Source organism: Pseudomonas taiwanensis (assembly GCF_013393345.1).
Lineage (GTDB): Bacteria > Pseudomonadota > Gammaproteobacteria > Pseudomonadales > Pseudomonadaceae > Metapseudomonas > Metapseudomonas resinovorans_C.
The window spans coordinates 1-16,111 of record NZ_QJRF01000060.1 but is presented as its reverse complement, the minus strand read 5'-3'; the positions used below and the strand labels follow the sequence as shown (position 1 = coordinate 16,111).

The 16,111-nt window shown below is 63.0% G+C and carries 11 protein-coding genes, 1 tRNA gene and 1 pseudogene; 8 read left to right on the top strand and 5 right to left on the bottom strand.

The genetic code is table 11. The features are described 5' to 3' along the window. The first annotated feature begins 18 nt into the window (after nt 1-18). Nucleotides 19-876 carry an alpha/beta fold hydrolase gene (locus tag DM872_RS13220; protein ID WP_179059920.1) on the top strand — a complete coding sequence of 286 codons (858 nt, stop codon included), beginning with the start codon at nt 19-21 and terminating at the stop codon, nt 874-876. Nucleotides 877-1,038: 162 nt separating this feature from the next. Here DM872_RS13220 and DM872_RS30710 read toward each other — a convergent pair whose 3' ends face one another. Then, nucleotides 1,039-1,473, bottom strand: coding sequence for a hypothetical protein (locus tag DM872_RS30710; RefSeq protein ID WP_179059919.1), 435 nt, complete (start codon nt 1,471-1,473; stop codon nt 1,039-1,041). Nucleotides 1,474-1,567: 94 nt separating this feature from the next. After that, a complete protein-coding gene (locus tag DM872_RS13210; RefSeq protein ID WP_179059918.1) occupies nt 1,568-2,257 on the bottom strand; it encodes a crotonase/enoyl-CoA hydratase family protein in 690 nt (229 codons plus the stop codon). 269 nt (nt 2,258-2,526) lie between these two features. Here DM872_RS13210 and DM872_RS13205 point away from each other — a divergent pair. Further along, nucleotides 2,527-2,616, top strand: a tRNA-Ser gene (locus tag DM872_RS13205). 55 nt (nt 2,617-2,671) lie between these two features. Next, on the top strand, nt 2,672-2,983 hold the full coding sequence (locus tag DM872_RS13200; protein ID WP_256873407.1) for a transposase: 312 nt from the start codon (nt 2,672-2,674) through the stop codon (nt 2,981-2,983). Nucleotides 2,984-3,173: 190 nt separating this feature from the next. Here DM872_RS13200 and DM872_RS13195 read toward each other — a convergent pair whose 3' ends face one another. After that, nucleotides 3,174-3,923, bottom strand: coding sequence for a hypothetical protein (locus DM872_RS13195; RefSeq protein WP_179059917.1), 750 nt, complete (start codon nt 3,921-3,923; stop codon nt 3,174-3,176). Nucleotides 3,924-4,399: 476 nt separating this feature from the next. Between DM872_RS13195 and arcD the strand changes: the two genes are divergently transcribed. Continuing rightward, nucleotides 4,400-5,827: an arginine-ornithine antiporter gene (gene arcD / locus DM872_RS13190; RefSeq protein ID WP_179059916.1), complete on the top strand. Its 1,428-nt coding sequence runs from the start codon at nt 4,400-4,402 to the stop codon at nt 5,825-5,827. A gap of 305 nt (nt 5,828-6,132) precedes the next feature. Here the strand turns inward: arcD and DM872_RS13185 are convergent, their stop codons facing one another. Then, nucleotides 6,133-6,576 carry a hypothetical protein gene (locus DM872_RS13185; RefSeq protein WP_179059915.1) on the bottom strand — a complete coding sequence of 148 codons (444 nt, stop codon included), beginning with the start codon at nt 6,574-6,576 and terminating at the stop codon, nt 6,133-6,135. Nucleotides 6,577-7,218: 642 nt separating this feature from the next. Further along, on the bottom strand, nt 7,219-11,958 hold the full coding sequence (locus tag DM872_RS13180; protein WP_179059914.1) for an autotransporter outer membrane beta-barrel domain-containing protein: 4,740 nt from the start codon (nt 11,956-11,958) through the stop codon (nt 7,219-7,221). Between the two features lie 153 nt (nt 11,959-12,111). Here DM872_RS13180 and DM872_RS13175 point away from each other — a divergent pair, with 153 nt between their 5' ends. From DM872_RS13175 to DM872_RS13160, 4 genes and pseudogenes are all read left to right on the top strand, one after another. Next, nucleotides 12,112-13,743, top strand: coding sequence for a response regulator (locus DM872_RS13175; RefSeq protein WP_373273713.1), 1,632 nt, complete (start codon nt 12,112-12,114; stop codon nt 13,741-13,743). 290 nt (nt 13,744-14,033) lie between these two features. Next, the gene (locus DM872_RS13170) at nt 14,034-14,897 is read left to right on the top strand and encodes an MBL fold metallo-hydrolase (RefSeq protein ID WP_179059912.1); all 864 of its coding nucleotides are present in this window, start codon (nt 14,034-14,036) and stop codon (nt 14,895-14,897) included. 66 nt (nt 14,898-14,963) lie between these two features. After that, entirely contained in the window at nt 14,964-15,713 is a 750-nt protein-coding gene (locus DM872_RS13165) for an electron transfer flavoprotein subunit beta/FixA family protein (protein ID WP_179059911.1), read from the top strand. Nucleotide 15,714: 1 nt separating this feature from the next. Beyond that, nucleotides 15,715-16,111 (top strand): annotated as a pseudogene (locus tag DM872_RS13160) (electron transfer flavoprotein subunit alpha/FixB family protein); the annotation flags it as partial.

The following is a 16,111-nucleotide window of genomic DNA, read 5'->3' as shown; positions in this document are numbered from 1 at the left end:
CAGAACAAGGAGAACAAAGTGACCGAGGCTTTCCGCTTTTCCGCAGGGCGATTCGAGTGCCCCTATCGCGTCTATCGATCCTCCGTCCTCGGCCCCGTGTTGATCCTGCTGCCGGCCATGGGCGTCGCCGCGCGCAAGTACGAAAACTTTGCCCTGGGCCTGGTCGCTGCCGGTAACCAGGTACTGGTGGTCGATTGGCCGGGTCAAGGGGGAAGCGGCCCGCGTCCGAACCGGCGGCTCGACTATGGCTACCGCGACCTGATCGATGAATTTGTGCCGAGCCTGCTGGCCACCGCCAGGGCGCATTTTCCAGAGGGTCGACTGGTGCTTCTGGGCCACAGCCTGGGTGGACACATCGCCACATTGTTCGCCGCAGCGAATCCGCATTCTGATGTGGCTGTGGTGGGCGTGGCCTGCGGGAATATCCACTTCCGTAACTGGGAAGGCCGACGGCGCCTGCTCACCCCGTCGGTGGCGCTGTGCTTCAACCTGCTGACAGCCCTGTTCGGCTACCTGCCTGGAAAGACCATCGGCTTTGGCGGCCACGAAGCGCGCAGCCTGATGCGCGATTGGGGCCGGGTAGCGTGGACGGGCAGCTTCGATCACCTCGGCCTGGATCTGGTCCATCCACACAGCAACCCAACACCGTCTCTGTTCATTGGCATTCATGGCGACCCCTTTGCGCCGGAAGCCTCGACCCGTGGGTTGGCGGCATTGATCCAGGAGCAGCCCGAGGTCCATATGCTGAACTCGCCAAGACCAGCCTCGGAAAATCCCCATAGCGCCTGGTTACGTTCGCCGGCGAAGGTCGTCGAGGAAGTTATCGGCGGTCTGGCGCAGTTTTCCGGCCAATTCGCCGCCGGTCAGCTCGCCTGAAATATCCTGTTACGTCCGCTGGGGTTCACGACTAGTGTTCAGAACATAGTCGAGGACAGAAAGCGGAGGCGGGTCATGGTGCTGAAGAAGTGCGTATTGGCGGTGGTGATCTGCTCGGTTTTGAGCCTGTCGTTTGCCTTTGTGCCGGTCGATCTGTCCAGCTCATCGGTTGCCTATGCCAAGGATGGGGGAGGCGGCGGTGGTGGGGGAGGCGGTGGCGGTGGCGGGGGCGGCAGCGGCGGAGGCGGTGGTGGAGGTAGCGGTGGTGGTGGCGGCCATGGCGGCAGTGGTAGCGGCGGTGGCGGCCATGGCGGTGGAAGTGGTAGCGGTGGCGGAGGCCATGGCGGCAGTGGCAGTGGTCACGGCGGCAGCGGCCACAGCGGTGACGGCGGCGGCCATTCCGGCAATAGTGGCCAGGGCAGTTCCCACAGCGACCGTGGCGCTGACGACGGCGCTGGCCACGACGATGGCGGTCCCCATGGCGTTGGCCATGGCGCGGACGACGGAGCGGACCATGATGTTGGCGAAGCCCACGGTGTGGGCCACGGCGCAGACGATGGCGCCGACCATGACGTCGGCGACGATCACGGCCAACATGCCGGTGGCGAACCGGGAGACGACAACGGTGGCGCGATGTGACGGCCCAATGAAAAAAAGCCCCGCGAATGCGGGGCTTTTTCGTGATCGGGCGTCAGGCCAGGTGCTGCTTGTCCAGCTCGATGGCGGCGTCCAGGGTTTCCAGAAGCGCCTTGCGGACCTTGAGCTTGGTATTGCGGTGAGCGGTCATGTTGATCTTCTTCAGCTGCAGGGCGGCGGCACGCGCGGTCTCTTGCAGTTGCTCGACGGGCACGACCTTGTCGAGGAAGCCGGCATCCACTGCGCCCTGCGGATCGAACATCTCGCCGTTGATCACCGAGCGGTGGAAGGCGGACCTGCGCAGGCGATCACGGGCCAGTTCGATGCCGACGTGATGCATGGTCATGCCGATCTGCACTTCGTTCAGGCCGATGTTGAATGGGCCTTCGACGCCGATGCGGTAATCCGCGGACAGCAGGATGAACGCACCCTTGGCTACGGCATGCCCCGGGCAGGCGACGATGACGGGGTAGGGATGCGCCAGCATGCGGCGAGCCAGGGTGGACCCGGCAGCGACCAGGGCAACGGCGTTCTGCGGACCGGACGTCATCACCTTGAGGTCGTAGCCGCCGGAAAGAATTCCCGGCTGGCCGGTGATGATCACGATGGCGCGATCCTGTTCAGCGCGATCCAGCGCAGTGTTGAAGGCAGCGATCACATCCGGGGAGATGGCATTCACCTTGCCGTTACTGAGGGTCAGGGTGGCGATGCCGTCTTCGAGTTGGTAGGAGATCAGCTCACTCATGGCAGGTTCCTTGTTAAGAAGTGGACCGACGTTACTCAGCGCCACCGTGGAGGTAAAGGACTGAGACTGACCAGCGAGTCACCCCTGGCGTCGACCCGGCCCGAACGTGTCCAAAGCCCCTTCTTGGCCACTTGACAGCGGAATTGGAAATTGGCATGCGAAAACTTTCTTCATAAACGCATGAAATTTATGAAAAAAGTGTTTGCATTCCAGAAAGCTCTCCACTAAATTAGCGCACCTCGACGGGGCCAACGCCTCGAAGAGATTCCGGTGAGGTGTCCGAGCGGTTGAAGGAGCACGCCTGGAAAGTGTGTATACGGGAAACCGTATCGTGGGTTCGAATCCCACCCTCACCGCCACTTTCCGTATAGATAAGCCCCTGATTTCGAAAGAGATCAGGGGCTTTTTCTTTGCCTGCGAAAAAGCGGGTGTCGGAAAAGTGTCGAAGTTGTCGCTTCGGCCACTTCCATTCGCTGGGAACATGAGTCGGTGCTCGACGCGATGCAGTCCCGCTTAGATCAGGCACCGGAGATTATGCGCATCGGTCGCCAACCAATGGAGCATCCGTTCGGCACGTTGAAGACCTGGATGGGCGCCACCCATTTCCTCACCAAGACGCTCGACCGGGTTAGCACGGAAATGAGGCTGCATGTGCTCGTCTACAACTTCAAACGGATGCTGAACCTGATGGGCAATAGTGCGCTGATGGCAGCGATAAAAGCCTGAAACCCCATTGGCGACCCGCTGAGCTCGTCGTACTACGTCGCGGAAACCGCATCCCCCCAACCCAGCTGAATGACTCAGATTGGCACGCCAGGCGCCTACGGGGTCTCTGGGCGCTGATAAAACAATCCAGCATCCAGCTACCCATCACCAACCGCGTTTTTACACGGCCTGGGCCAGGAGCAGTCATTGTTCAGGGCGATGGTGTCAGCATCGCAGCGGCCAGCTCGTCCAGATCGATGGAGGCACGATTGAGATAAAACTCGGGACCGCCGCTGCCAGCGTTACCACCGCTCGCCATCTCCTGCAGTTGCGGACGTACGAACAGATAGCTGGCCTTGGCCTTCGACAGCACCTCGGCATGCTCGAGATGGCGTGTCAGTAATGTCTCGAAACGCTGCTCGATTGTCTGATCGAGCGCTTTTGCCTGGTCTGGCGTCAGCGTCAGGCCGCTCTTGTGCGACAGCGGATAGTGGCGAATCTGATAATCCAGCAGCAGCGTAGCCAGGGCCTGGCTTTGCGCCCACAGGTCGGCGGAGGCAGGATCGGGCCCGGCACTCGCATAAGCAGTAGAGGCCGCCTGCTGCAGCTGTCGCTGATGGGCGAGCAATTGCTGGATCAGCTCGGGGTAATGCGCGCGCTTGGCTCGAGGCAGTTGATCGAGGGTGTCGAAAACTTCCTTCATGGCACGCAGCGGCTGCACCAACGCCTCGGGCTGTCCCAGCTGTACCGTGTAGGTTTCCATTATGTTGAGGTGCTCGAAGGTAGCGTTCAGGCCGCGCGGGTCGGGCGTTCGTTCGGCCGGATTGAAATAGACCATCGCACTGGCACACATCAATTGGCTACGACTGCGGATTTCACTCAACTGCCCGGCGCTTCGCCCATCCCCCCAGACCAGCGGGCAGATAAGGCACAACAGGAGCAGAAGCGACTTCTTTTGCATGATCCATACCCTCAATTCTTGTTGTTATGTCGGCTTACAGTGCAAAACCATGCAGCCCATCCCGACGGGTTCCCAAGCGTCCAGCCTCCGGCGCAAGCAGACTCATCGTGGCTCGCCAAGCCTGTAACAACGGGCATCAAGATTCCCGCACAGGTGAAAAGCTGATCGGCCAACTGGCGGATAGTAGTGGGGACAAAAAAGGGGCACATACTCCAAAAGGGGGACATCAGAGCAACATAGCGACGGCCGAAGTCAGGCCGTCGCCAACCGGCCAACAGCGCACGGTCAGAATCCGCAAGTCACCTGACTGACGCGGCATCCAGAGAGCTGCCTACGGTTCAAAGTGCGCGCCCCCTGGGCAAACCCTTGCCGCGATCTCCGAGAATTTCATCAGCAGGTTTTTACTTTCTGTGCTTGGTTAAAACAGGGTGTTACGGCCTCGTAGAAAGACATGCGCCGGCCAAGGAGACGCGAGAATGTCAGAACCGACGCAGAAGCTTCGTTTGAGCGCATTGATTGCCTTGGTAGTGGGGTCGATGATCGGTGGCGGGATCTTTTCCTTGCCGCAGAACATGGCCGCGCGCGCTGATGCCGGGGCCGTGCTTATTGGATGGGCGATCACCGCGGTGGGCATGCTGACCCTGGCGTTCGTATTCCAGACGCTGGCGAACCGCAAACCGGAGCTCAACTCCGGGGTGTATGCCTACGCCAAGGCCGGGTTTGGCGACTACATGGGCTTTTCTTCGGCATGGGGCTACTGGATCAGTGCCTGGCTGGGCAATGTCGGCTATTTCGTTCTGCTGTTCAGTACCCTCGGCTTTTTTTTCCCGGTGTTCGGCCAAGGCAACACGCCCACCGCCATCGCTTGTGCGTCCCTGCTGCTGTGGTGCGTGCACTTTCTGGTGCTGCGCGGGATCAAGGAAGCGGCGTTCATCAATCAGCTGACCACCGTGGCCAAGGTGGTGCCCTTGGTCACCTTCATTGCGATTGCCGCCGTGGCCTTCGATGCGGACATTTTCACCCGCGATATCTGGGGGCGTAGCAACCCGGACTTCAGCGGCGTGATGGATCAGGTGCGCAACATGATGCTGGTGACGGTGTTCGTGTTCATCGGTATCGAAGGCGCCAGTGTCTATTCAGCCAGGGCCGAGAAGCGGGCCGACGTCGGCCGCGCCACGGTTATCGGCTTCCTCGGCGTGCTGGCGCTGCTGGTGCTGGTGAACCTGCTGTCGCTTGGGATCATGAGCCAACCGGAATTGGCCGCCCTGCAGAACCCATCGCTGGCGGGGGTGCTCGAACGTATTGTCGGTCCGTGGGGGGCGTTGTTCATCAGCCTCGGCCTGGCCATTTCATTGCTCGGTGCCTTGTTGTCCTGGGCGCTCCTGTGCGCGGAAATCCTGTTCGCCACCGCCAAGGACAAAACCATGCCGGCGTTTCTCAGAAAGGAAAACGCCAACCATGTGCCGGTCAATGCACTATGGCTGACCAATGCAATGATTCAGCTTTTCCTGTTGATCACGCTGTTTTCTGCAGGCACTTACACCAGCCTGATCTACCTTGCCTCGTCGATGATCATGGTGCCGTACCTATGGTCGGCGGCCTATGCGCTGCTGCTGACCCAGCGTGGCGAAACCTACGAGCAGGCCGGGACGGAACGCACCAGGGATCTGCTTATCAGCGGTGTCGCACTCGGCTATGCAATCTGGCTGTTGTATGCCGGCGGGGTAAAGTACCTGCTGCTATCCGCCTTGCTCTATGCGCCGGGCGTGGTGCTTTTTGCCAAGGCAAAACGTGAACAAGGTCAGCCGCTTTTTACTCATATCGAAAAGGGAATTTTTGTTTGCGTCGTCGTCGCAGCGGGCTTCGCCGCCTATAGCTTGTATAGCGGCGTGCTGTCGCTGTAGGCGCAACCTGCTTGATTACCGATGAACCAGAAAACCCGGCGTATAGCCGGGTTTCAGGTGGGGGGTGGCAGCGGTTTATTCAGGCATCCGGCGCGGATCGCCTTCCGTCGGTGGGGCGGGCCGTTCGGTGCCCGGGTCGCCGGGGCGCTCCCAGTTGGGCCGCTCACCAGGTTGTTGCCTCCGAGGATCCATCGGATCGTCAGGGTTCGGGTTGTTTGGGTTGTTCGGGTTTGGCGCCTGGTTCTGTGTCTGGTTCATACATCACCTCACGTGAGGCCGGAATTTGGCCTCAACCGTTCGAGGTATCAGGTTTCGGAGTCGTTCAACCTTTCCGCTGAGGCGAGCTCGGCGGCGACCAGGGCCGATGACCGGGCCGGGATGAAGATGATGTCGTACTCGCGCCCGATGGTGCGCAGGATGGTCATCCCGATGCCGAGGCGTATCGCGATCTGTCTCGCATTGGTCGTCTTGGCCAGTTCGCGCACCTCGGGTGCGAGTTCGGCACGCCTGGCCCGTTGCCTGGCTGCGAGCGTGTCCGGGTTCTGCTTTACGGGTTTCGGCTCCGTGGTGGGGAGCTTCGAGGCATGTGGCGCCGGCTCGACTTCGCGACGTGCTGGCCTGGGTTTGGGTTCCAACGGTGGTGCTTCTTCGATTCGTCCGCCGTCCGCAAGGAAGCGAGCGACCTGGTCGGCGAGACTGGCGCTGGCGCGGCTGTTCGCCTCCACGGAATAGAGTTCGTGGCTGATCATGGCTAGTCCTGACGTTAGGGCACGGGCGATCCCCGGCGCCTTACAGGTTCGAATGGGGGAGAAAGAAATAAGTGCCAACTGATTGCTCAGTGGTCTGGGACTTCGGGGATGCGCGGCTGGGTTGTGTAGGAGCGAGCTTGCTCGCGAAGGACGCGGCTCCGAAGGTTCGCGAGCAAGCTCGCTCCTACATGTGAGTCGCGCAAAAAGGAGCCGCAGCAATCCACGGGATGCTGCGGCTCGTGAGTCGGTCTGCGGGCTGTTACAGGGAGCCCAGACCGTGGTCTGTCGTACCTGCACCGGGCTTCGCGATAAACCGTCTCACATCAGATTCGAGCAGACGTGGAATGAATTCGTTCGAGGCCATTCGTCGATGCAGCGCGGGGGGAGGGCGGTACGCGTCACTGCCGGCAAGTCGGTTCGTGGAGACGGCGGTCAGCGTGCCAGGCAGGAGGTGGTCGGGGGGCCTGCAGAGACGCCGCTGATCGCCGCCTCACACAGGTTCCGATCACGCGTGTGGCGATCTTGTTCAAGGAATATTTCGGTAGCTTTGTGTAGGAGCGAGCTGCTCGCGAAAGACCGGACTCCGAAGATTCGCGAGCAAGCTCGCTCCTACATGTGCAAACACCGCGAGGTCGATGCCATTCAGAATTTCACCTTCACCCCGATCATCCCTTCGAGCCCTTTGCTCTCATCGTCCAGTCCTTTCTGGTAACCCGCGGAGAACGTCAGGGACGTGTCTTCATCGATCTGGTGGTCGACACCCAGGTTGATCTCCAGTGACGACCCGCCCATGTCGGAGACGAAGGGCACCTTGCCTTGTGCCGAAGAGAATTCCGTTTTCGGCTGACCCTTGAACTCGTGCCAGATGCTCGGCCGTATCCAGGCATTGGTGCGTTGCACTTCGCCCTTGTCGTTCTCCCGGAACCAGTCCTTGTCGATTCGTACACCGAGGCGGCCCGTCAGGGAGTCGACATCGTCGAACTCGACATCGGCGGCGGCATCGTGGCTGTCTTCGAGCTTGAACTTGCTGACGATCAGTTGGGCTTGCGGCTCGATCTTCAACGTCTTGTCGTCGTTGACCGCGAACGGATACCCCGCTTCCACAGACGCCGTGACACCGTTCCCCTTGGTTTTCAGTTCGGCCATGTCTTCGGACTGCGCATCGACGTCGATGTGGCTGAACTGCAGAACGCCATCGACATACCAGCCTTCCGGGCCGAAGTGCGTCCAGTAGCCACCGACACCGTAGCCGCGCAGGTCGTCGTTGCCGGCCGCTTCACCGTCCGAGTGGGTGACGCCTGCGGACATCTTGCCGGCGAAGAGGGAGAGGCCGAGCTGGTCGGTGCTCCCGTCCGTATCTTCGAAGCGGAGGAGGTCGAGGCCGACCTGGAAGGCTTGCAGGTGGTAGTCGTAGTCGGCGCCATTGGCCAGCTCATCTTCGCCCTGGCGATAGATCAGCCGTCCCCAGCCGAGCGATGGGCCGTACTCCTCGACTTCTTCAGCAGGCAACGGGTCCACGGAGCGGCGGACTTCCTCGCCAACGCGCTCATGCAGTGTGTCCACCATGGCATGGCCGAAGTGCAGGGCCAGGTTCGGGATGGCGCTGTAGAGCGAAGTTTCGGCGCGATAGTTGGGGACCTGGGGAGGAAGCGGGCGTTCCGGGACAGTGGGTTCTTCCGGCTCCACGGGGGCGACCGGGCTCACAGGGTCGACCGGGTCAACGGGATCGACTGGGTCCACAGGGTCGATCGGATCAACGGGATCGACCGGGTCCACAGGGTCGATCGGATTAACGGGATCGACCGGGTCCACAGGGTCGACCGGGTCAACGGGATCGACCGGGTCCACAGGGTCGACCGGGTCAACGGGATCAACCGGGTCCACAGGATCGACCGGATCAACGGGATCGACGGGGTCAACAGGATCAATAGGGTCTGCATCCTTGGTCGAGCGCAGGTACCAGGCGTCCGCGTTGCTGTCGTCCAGGCTGGAGCGATACAGGGTGTACTCGTAGGGGCCGGCCTTGACGTGATGGAGCAGGCGGAAGGCGTCTGCGTCCGTGGTGCCCTGGTTGATCGCGTCCACGACCTTGATGCCATTGCCCTGGGTCAGTGCCCCGGGGCCGCCCGCGTTCCTGATCCACAGATTGCTGCTGCCACTGGCCTTGCCGCCGTCGATCACCAGTTGATCGGAAGGTGAGTCGTCGTCGTACAGGTAGGTATTCAATGCAAGGGTGGCGTTGTCGCCCTGGTAATCGTTGACGGTCAGCCTCTTGTACTGGCCGCCGACGGGCGCGCTGAAGTCGATCAGGCTGGTGTCGGCGTTCAAGGTGCTCAGATTCGAGTCCCCCGTCAGGTGCCAGATGCTGGCTTCGCGCAGGGTCACGCTGGAGTGGCTGCCGGCAGCGGTGGCGGCCGAGCCGGTCACTATCGAGCCCGAGAGATCGAGGGTGGCATGGCCGGCAGCGTCGAACGATTGGCCTATCCCTTGCCATTGCCCCGTGCCCATGTCCGGTACGGAGGTACCGTCGCTGGCCACCGAGCTGTCGACGTTCAGCCACTGGCCGCTACCCCCGACGATGGCATTCTCGAGGGCGATGTCGGCAACGCCAGCGACGGCGATACCGGCGCCGTCGCGGTTGCTCAGCACGGCATTGCTCAGGTCGACTTCACCCTTCTGCGCCTCGGTGCCTTGCGCGTACAGCGCGGAGGCGTGATCGCCGCTGGCCGAGATAACCAGGTCGCTGCCGCTGATGCTGCCACCGTGCTTGGCCACCGCGCCGTGACCGGCGATGCCGGTGGTGGTGATGCCGACCTGGTCCAGCTCGACAGTACTGCCGTTGTTGGCGATGGCGCCCAATGCGCCGATGCCATTGCTGGTGACCACGCTGTTGGCGGCGGACAGGGCCGCGCCGGATTCGGCCTGCAGGCCGTGGGACTGCAGACCCTCGGTATGCACGCTGGCATTGCTCAGGTTGAGGGTGGCGGTTTCGTCCTGGTAGCGACGGCTGACCAGAGCGCCGGCGGCGTGATCGCCCAGGGTGTTCACCGTCACGTTGCTGGCGTCCAGGCTCACCGGGCCCGGTTTGATCGAGCCGATGCCGGCATACAAACCGACCGAGTAGGCGCCCTCAGTGCGTACAGAAACATCGTCGAGGAGCATGCTGCCGCCATCGTCGACCGCGGCGCCGTAGGCCTGGGAGCCCTGGGTCACCACGCTGGTACGGGTGGCGCTGAGAAGGGCGCCCGGATTGCGCGACGCCAGCCCGTGGGGAAAGGTCAGGTTGGAGGCGACCGGTGAACCGTTGCCCGTGGTAGTGATCGCGCTGTCGCTGACGGTCACGGTGGCGCCGACATCGGCCAGTATCCCCATGGCATTGTCATTGCCGTGGGTGGTGACGGAGACGTTGTTGACGCTGATGGTCGACTGGCTGCCGGCGATCGCGGTCGAGTAGTTGCCGTCGGTGGTCACCGAGCCTCTGTCGATGCTGATGGCCGCGCCATCCTGAGCACGCACGCCGATGCTGCTGCCTTGGGTGGTGTGCACGTCGCTGCGGGACAGGGCCAGGCTGGAGCCCGCGCCTTCCACCAGCACGCCGGGTGACCAGGGGCCGACAGCGCCAGGGGCGGCGGTGACCAGGATGCGGCTGTCGTCGACTTCGCCGGTCGCTCCCCCCTTCAGATAGACGCCCATCGAACGTGCGCCTTCGGTGGTCAGGTCGCTGTTGGCGACGCGCACATGAGAGCCGGCACCTTCGCCGGATACGCCATGGCCAAAGGTGCCTTGGGCCAGGAGTTTCGAGTTCTCCACGACAATACTGCCCCCGTCCATCGCGCGAGCTGCCGCCGCCGGGTTGGCGATGCTGCCGCCGCCGGCGACGGTCAACGTGCTGGCGTCCAGTGCCACGCTGCTGCCGGCACCTTCCGCACGTGCTCCCCCGACGTTGGCGCCCAGCGTAATCAGGTCGAGGTCCGAACCGGTTATCTGGCCGCCGGCCAGCGCATGCAGCGCCGCGGTCGTGGCGGTACTGGTAGCCGCACTGACGACCTCTACCGCACTGTTGCTCAGGATTATCCGGCCGCCGTCCTCGGCGCGCGCCGCGCTGGCACTGCTGCCACCTATCGAGAGGGCGATATCGCTGCCCTCGATCCGGGTGTTCGCGCCGCTGGCCAGCAGGCCATGACTCAGGCTCAAGGCCTTTTCGCCATCCACGGGCGCAGATGTGGACACGCCAGCGCCACTGGTGACCACCTCGGCGCCGCCGAGGATGACCGTGGCGCCGTTGCGCGCCCAGACGCCAACCGAGCCTTTGCCGGAGGTGCCGACATGCCCACCGGTGACGGTGGCGCTGCTGCCGTCCACCAGGATGCCGTGGCCATTGCCGCCCGAGGTATTCACGTCGGTGCCGCTCATCTCGACGCTGGCGCCATCTTCGATGCGCATGCCATAAGCCGATCCGCCGCTGGTGCTGACGCTGGCCTCGTTGACGAGGAGCTGGCTACCGGCGCCGGTCACCTGCACAGCATGGCTGCCACCCGTCGTGGTGCTGCGCGCGCCGCTGGTCGTGACACTCACGCCATCGCTCAGGTGTGCTGCCGCTCCACCCTCTACCTTCAGGCCAACCGCGCCCCACGAGGAGGTGCTGACCGCGCCGCCGGAAATATCTGCCGCGGAGCCAGAACCCGTGATGACGACGCCACGATTGTTGTTGCCCTTGGCGCCACCGCCGACCAGCACGTTGCTATCGGTCAGCGAGATGGAAGCGCCGCCATCGACGATCATGCCAGTCATGTCGCTGGCCGTGATGACGGCGCCCGCCCCGGTCTTCGGCTCCAGCACCACATCACTGCCGGTGATCGCGACATGGCCGCCGTCAGTGACGTGAACACCGATCTGGTTCCTGGCCTGGGTCGCATTCAGCGCGCTGCTCTCCACACGACCGCTGGCGAACTGGATATCGTCGCCGGCACCTGCCTCGATGCCTGTGGTGCCAGTAGCGCCCAGCTTGATCACCTGATCGGCATGGCTGCCTGAGCTCGCGATTCCCACCGCGCCTGCCGTGGTCAGGGTGATGGGCGCCGGCGCACCCAGCAGGGCGCGGGCCATGAACACCTGGGGCGCTTCTTGGGCAGCCTGCATCGCCACTTCCAGGTAGGACGGCGGCAATTGCCCGGCTTCGGGCTGGCTGTCGAGGTCCAGGCTCGCCGCAGACGGCCGGTTCAACTCCTCCGGCTCGGTGGTGAGCAGCGTATCCATGGCTTCGGCCTCCGCGATACGGATGCTGAACAGGGTGGCGAGTCCCACGCTGATGACATGCGCCAGCGTGTTGTGGCGCAGATCGTCGAGAACAAGCGGGGCACTGGGGCGGGGTGGCTTTTTCATGATGATCTCCAGGACGCAAGGGGTTTGCCTGGAGAGCAGTATTTTCTTAGCTACCTAACTAATCCGTAGGAGTGCATGCCACGTCTTGTAGGAGTAATCCCAATTAGTTGCGGTGATCTAGGCTTGGACGAGGCATGAGCGAAGGAACGTAAGGTGAGCCGGATTCTGATCGTCGATGACCAGCCACTCTTGTGCAGGGCCTTGAAGGCGCAGGTCGAACAACTGGGCCACGAAGTGCTGGCCATGGCCGACTGCGGCTCGCAGGCGCTTGCCATGGCAAGGGAACTGCGCCCTGATCTGGTCATCCTCGAGTTGTCGATTCCGCGACATGGCGGGCTGGAACTGGTGCGACGGCTTCGCGGCCATGACGAGCAGTTGAAGGTCGTGGTATTCAGCGCCCACAACGTCCGCCAGTTTGCGCCGCGCTGCCAGGCCCTGGGGGCATCGGGGTTCGTCAGCAAGCAGGACCAGCCCGCCGAGCTGAACCTGGCCATCAGCGCCGCATTGCATGGACGCAGCTACTTTCCCCGGGTCCTGGAGGCAGGCGGGGAACCGCAGCCGGACGAGCTTGGCCAGCTCTCCGCGCGGGAGCTGACGGTCCTGCACCATCTGGCCCAGGGGTATACCAACCAGCAGATTGCCGATGAGCTGGTTCTCAGTTTCAAGACGGTCAGCACCTACAAGACGCGGCTTCTCGAGAAGCTGCATGCGGGCTCACTGGTGGAGCTGGTCGAGATTGCCCAGCGCAACGGCCTTTGCCGTCCCGATTCCCATAGCATCGAGCTGACGCCTGCACCCAGCGAATGGGCCAATGAACTGGACCGCCTGCGGCCCTTGGTCGAGGACTCCCCCTACGCGATGTACGTACGCGACCGTGAAGGTCGGCTGCTGCTCTGCAATCAACGCTTTCTCAATTACTACCAAACGACGTCTGAGCGCGTCGAAGGCACTCGAATCGGCGAGGGAGGGTGGTTCACGCCCGAGCTTGGTGCTCGTGTCCTGCGGCGCTACCTGGGATTGATCGAGGACGAGACATCCTTCAGCGGCGATGGCATGGTTGAAATCTTCGGGCAGAGGCGGTTGGTACACGCTTGGCTTTTTCCCTTTCGCAATGCGCAAGGACGCGTGCTCGGCATGCTCGGCGGGATGGTCGACCTCAGCGAGCACAACCGTTTGGTGCAAGCGCTACGCAATGCCAAGGAACAGGCCGAAGCGCGGCACAGGCACGATGTCGAGTTGCTGCGTAGCCTGGCTGGCGATCTCCAGTCCGGCCTCGACCTGCTGCCGCAAGCCGGCAACGTTTCGCCCATTCACAGGCTCGCAGCGAGGCTCAGTCTTTTCGCCGATATCGCAGGGGGTGGCCTGACCCTTTCTCCATCCCCATGCTCAGCGGTCGATCTGGTCCGGCAGGGGGTGGAGGCCTGGAAAGCGACCGGCGAGTATCCGGGCATCCAGATCGACCTCAATTACCAGGACTCGATTCCCGCCGTCTGGGTGGACGAGGAGCACTTCCTGCACCTGATCGACGTACTGCTGAGCCGCGCTGCCAGACCGAGCCCCGGCGGGGCCATCCTGGTCAGCCTGCAAGGTACGGTGGCCCCCGCCGGGATCGTCGAACTCACGCTGCAACTGTCCGGCCCTCCTGTAGCCTCGCCGGTTCGAAGAAAGCCCCATGACATCGACCGGCGCCTCGCGGAGCAGTTGACGACCTTCCTGGCAGGCCGTTACAGCGCCGAGCCCGAGCAAGTCGTCCACCTTTCCCTGCCGCTAGCCATTCCGAGCTAGCCGCCCGGCTTTTGTAGGTTGTGGCTGAGCTACGCGAAGCCCAACGCGCGGCCCGACCGTAACGCACGGGACTTGCACTTGTAGGAGCGAGCTTGCTCGCGAAGCTCCCGAGCCAGGGCTTTCGCGAGCAAGCTCGCTCCTACACAAAGCCCAGCCCAATTCGCACGTGCCTCCCATCGGTTATCCATTTCCCACCCCATTGGGGGTGGGGAAAGACACTCGCATCCTGAATAGGCTGTCAGTGCCCATGGCTCCGTCGAGCCATGGGCCTGTTCAGAGAGGTGAGTGTTGTGAACCGCAGTCTTTCCACGTTAACCGGCAGGAGCCGCAAGCTCGATGGTGGCGCCGTGTTCGGCAGTACGCCGCGGCGTGCCTGGATCGAGTGGATGAGCCCCGACTACGACAACCAGGTTGAGATGGCGAGTCGCGCGCTGCTGGTGCAGCAGGACGGCCTGAACATCCTGGTCATGGCCGGGACCGATGCGCTCCTGGCGCCGCCCCCGCGCACCTGCCGTTGCCAGCCGCAGGCCCAGGGTCTGCTGGACAGCCTTGCCCGTCATGGTCTGGGGGAAGGGCAGATCCATGCCGTGGTCCTGACCCACCTCCACGCGGTGCTGCCCCATGATGTGGAAGAGGCAGTCCGCGAGGGCAATGCCCCCAGGCTGCTGTTCCCGGTAGCGCGCTATCTGACCGGTCGGCGCCACTGGCTGCGGGCCCGGCATCCGCATCCCCGTGATCGCGCGCTGTTCGTGCCGCAGATCATCCGGCAACTGGAAGCCAGCGGCCGCCTGAAACTGCTGGACGAAAAGCGTTGCGACTTTCTGGGCGCTGGCTGGCGCTTCCATGTCAGCGACGGTTACACGCCAGGCCAGCTGCTGCCGGAAATCGACATGCCTGGCGGTCCGATCGTGTTCGCGGGTGACCTGGTGCCCGCTGTGCACTGGCTCAGGCTCGACCTGACCACCGCCTTCGACCGCAATCCGGAATGCCTGATCGACGAAAAGGAACGCCTGCTGGACCACCTGGTGGCCAATGGCGGGCGTCTGTTCCTGCCGCGTGATCCCGGTGTCGCAATGATCAAGGTCCTGCGCGACCGGCAATCCCGCTACCAACCCTTCGACCACCACGCCGACCTGCATCGGCTGGATAGTTGATAGCCCTTTAACCGATCCCCTTCGAGGGAAATGGGGACGCTCTGTCCCATGCAACAGGAGCCCTGGATGAAAGTACTGGTCGCGGTAAAACGCGTGGTCGATTTCAACGTCAAGGTCCGCGTCAAGGCGGACAACTCCGGCGTCGACCTCGCCAACGTGAAAATGGCGCTGAACCCCTTCTGCGAGATTGCCGTGGAAGAGGCCGTGCGCCTGAAAGAACAAGGCATCGCCACGGACGTGGTGGTGGTGACCGTGGGTAGCAGCGGTGCCCAGGAGCAGCTGCGCACCGCCCTGGCCCTGGGCGCTGATCGCGCCATCCTGGTCGAGTCCAATGACGAATTGAATTCCCTGACCGTGGCCAAGCTGCTGAAGGCTGTGGTCGAGAAAGAGCAGCCGCAGCTGGTCATCCTCGGCAAGCAGGCCATCGACAGCGACAACAACCAGACCGGCCAGATGCTCGGCGCCCTCACGGGCTATGCCCAGGGCACCTTCGCCTCCAAGGTCGAGCTGGCGGGCGACAAGGTCAACGTCACCCGTGAAATCGACGGCGGTCTGCAGACCGTTGCGCTGGCCCTGCCGGCGATCGTCACCACCGACCTGCGTCTGAACGAGCCGCGCTACGCGTCGCTGCCGAACATCATGAAGGCCAAGAAGAAGCCGCTGGACGTGGTGACCCCGGATGCCCTGGGCGTTTCCACTGCCTCCACCGTCAAGACCCTGAAAGTTGAAGCACCGGCCGCCCGTCAGGCGGGTATCAAGGTCAAGTCCGTGGCTGAACTGGTCGAGAAACTGAAGAACGAAGCGAAGGTGATCTGAGATGGCAATCCTGGTAATCGCTGAACACAACAACAGCGCGCTGGCAGCCGCCACCCTCAACACCGTTACCGCCGCTCAGGAGATCGGTGGTGATATCCACGTTCTGGTCGCTGGCCAGGGCGTCGGTGCCGCTGCAGAAGCTGCCGCCAAGGTCGCTGGCGTCTCCAAGGTGCTGGTCGCCGACCACGCGGCCTACGCGCACCAGCTGCCGGAAAACGTCGCGCCCCTGGTGGCCTCCATCGCCCGCGACTTCAGCCACGTGCTGGCGCCGGCTACCACCAACGGCAAGAACTACCTGCCGCGCGTGGCTGCCCTGCTGGACGTCGACCAGATCTCCGAGATCATCGCCGTTGAAAGCGCCGACACCTTCAAGCGTCCGATCTACGCCGGCAACGCCA

Excerpts from the sequence above, each read along its gene's own strand:
- DM872_RS13210 (WP_179059918.1), bottom strand. The coding sequence starts at position 2,257 with ATGAGTGAGCTGATCTCCTACCAACTCGAAGACGGCATCGCCACCCTG.
- DM872_RS13180 (WP_179059914.1), bottom strand. The coding sequence starts at position 11,958 with ATGAAAAAGCCACCCCGCCCCAGTGCCCCGCTTGTTCTCGACGATCTG.
- arcD (WP_179059916.1), top strand. The coding sequence starts at position 4,400 with ATGTCAGAACCGACGCAGAAGCTTCGTTTGAGCGCATTGATTGCCTTG.
- DM872_RS13185 (WP_179059915.1), bottom strand. The coding sequence starts at position 6,576 with ATGATCAGCCACGAACTCTATTCCGTGGAGGCGAACAGCCGCGCCAGC.
- DM872_RS13165 (WP_179059911.1), top strand. The coding sequence starts at position 14,964 with ATGAAAGTACTGGTCGCGGTAAAACGCGTGGTCGATTTCAACGTCAAG.
- DM872_RS30710 (WP_179059919.1), bottom strand. The coding sequence starts at position 1,473 with ATGTTGGCCGTGATCGTCGCCGACGTCATGGTCGGCGCCATCGTCTGC.
- DM872_RS13195 (WP_179059917.1), bottom strand. The coding sequence starts at position 3,923 with ATGCAAAAGAAGTCGCTTCTGCTCCTGTTGTGCCTTATCTGCCCGCTG.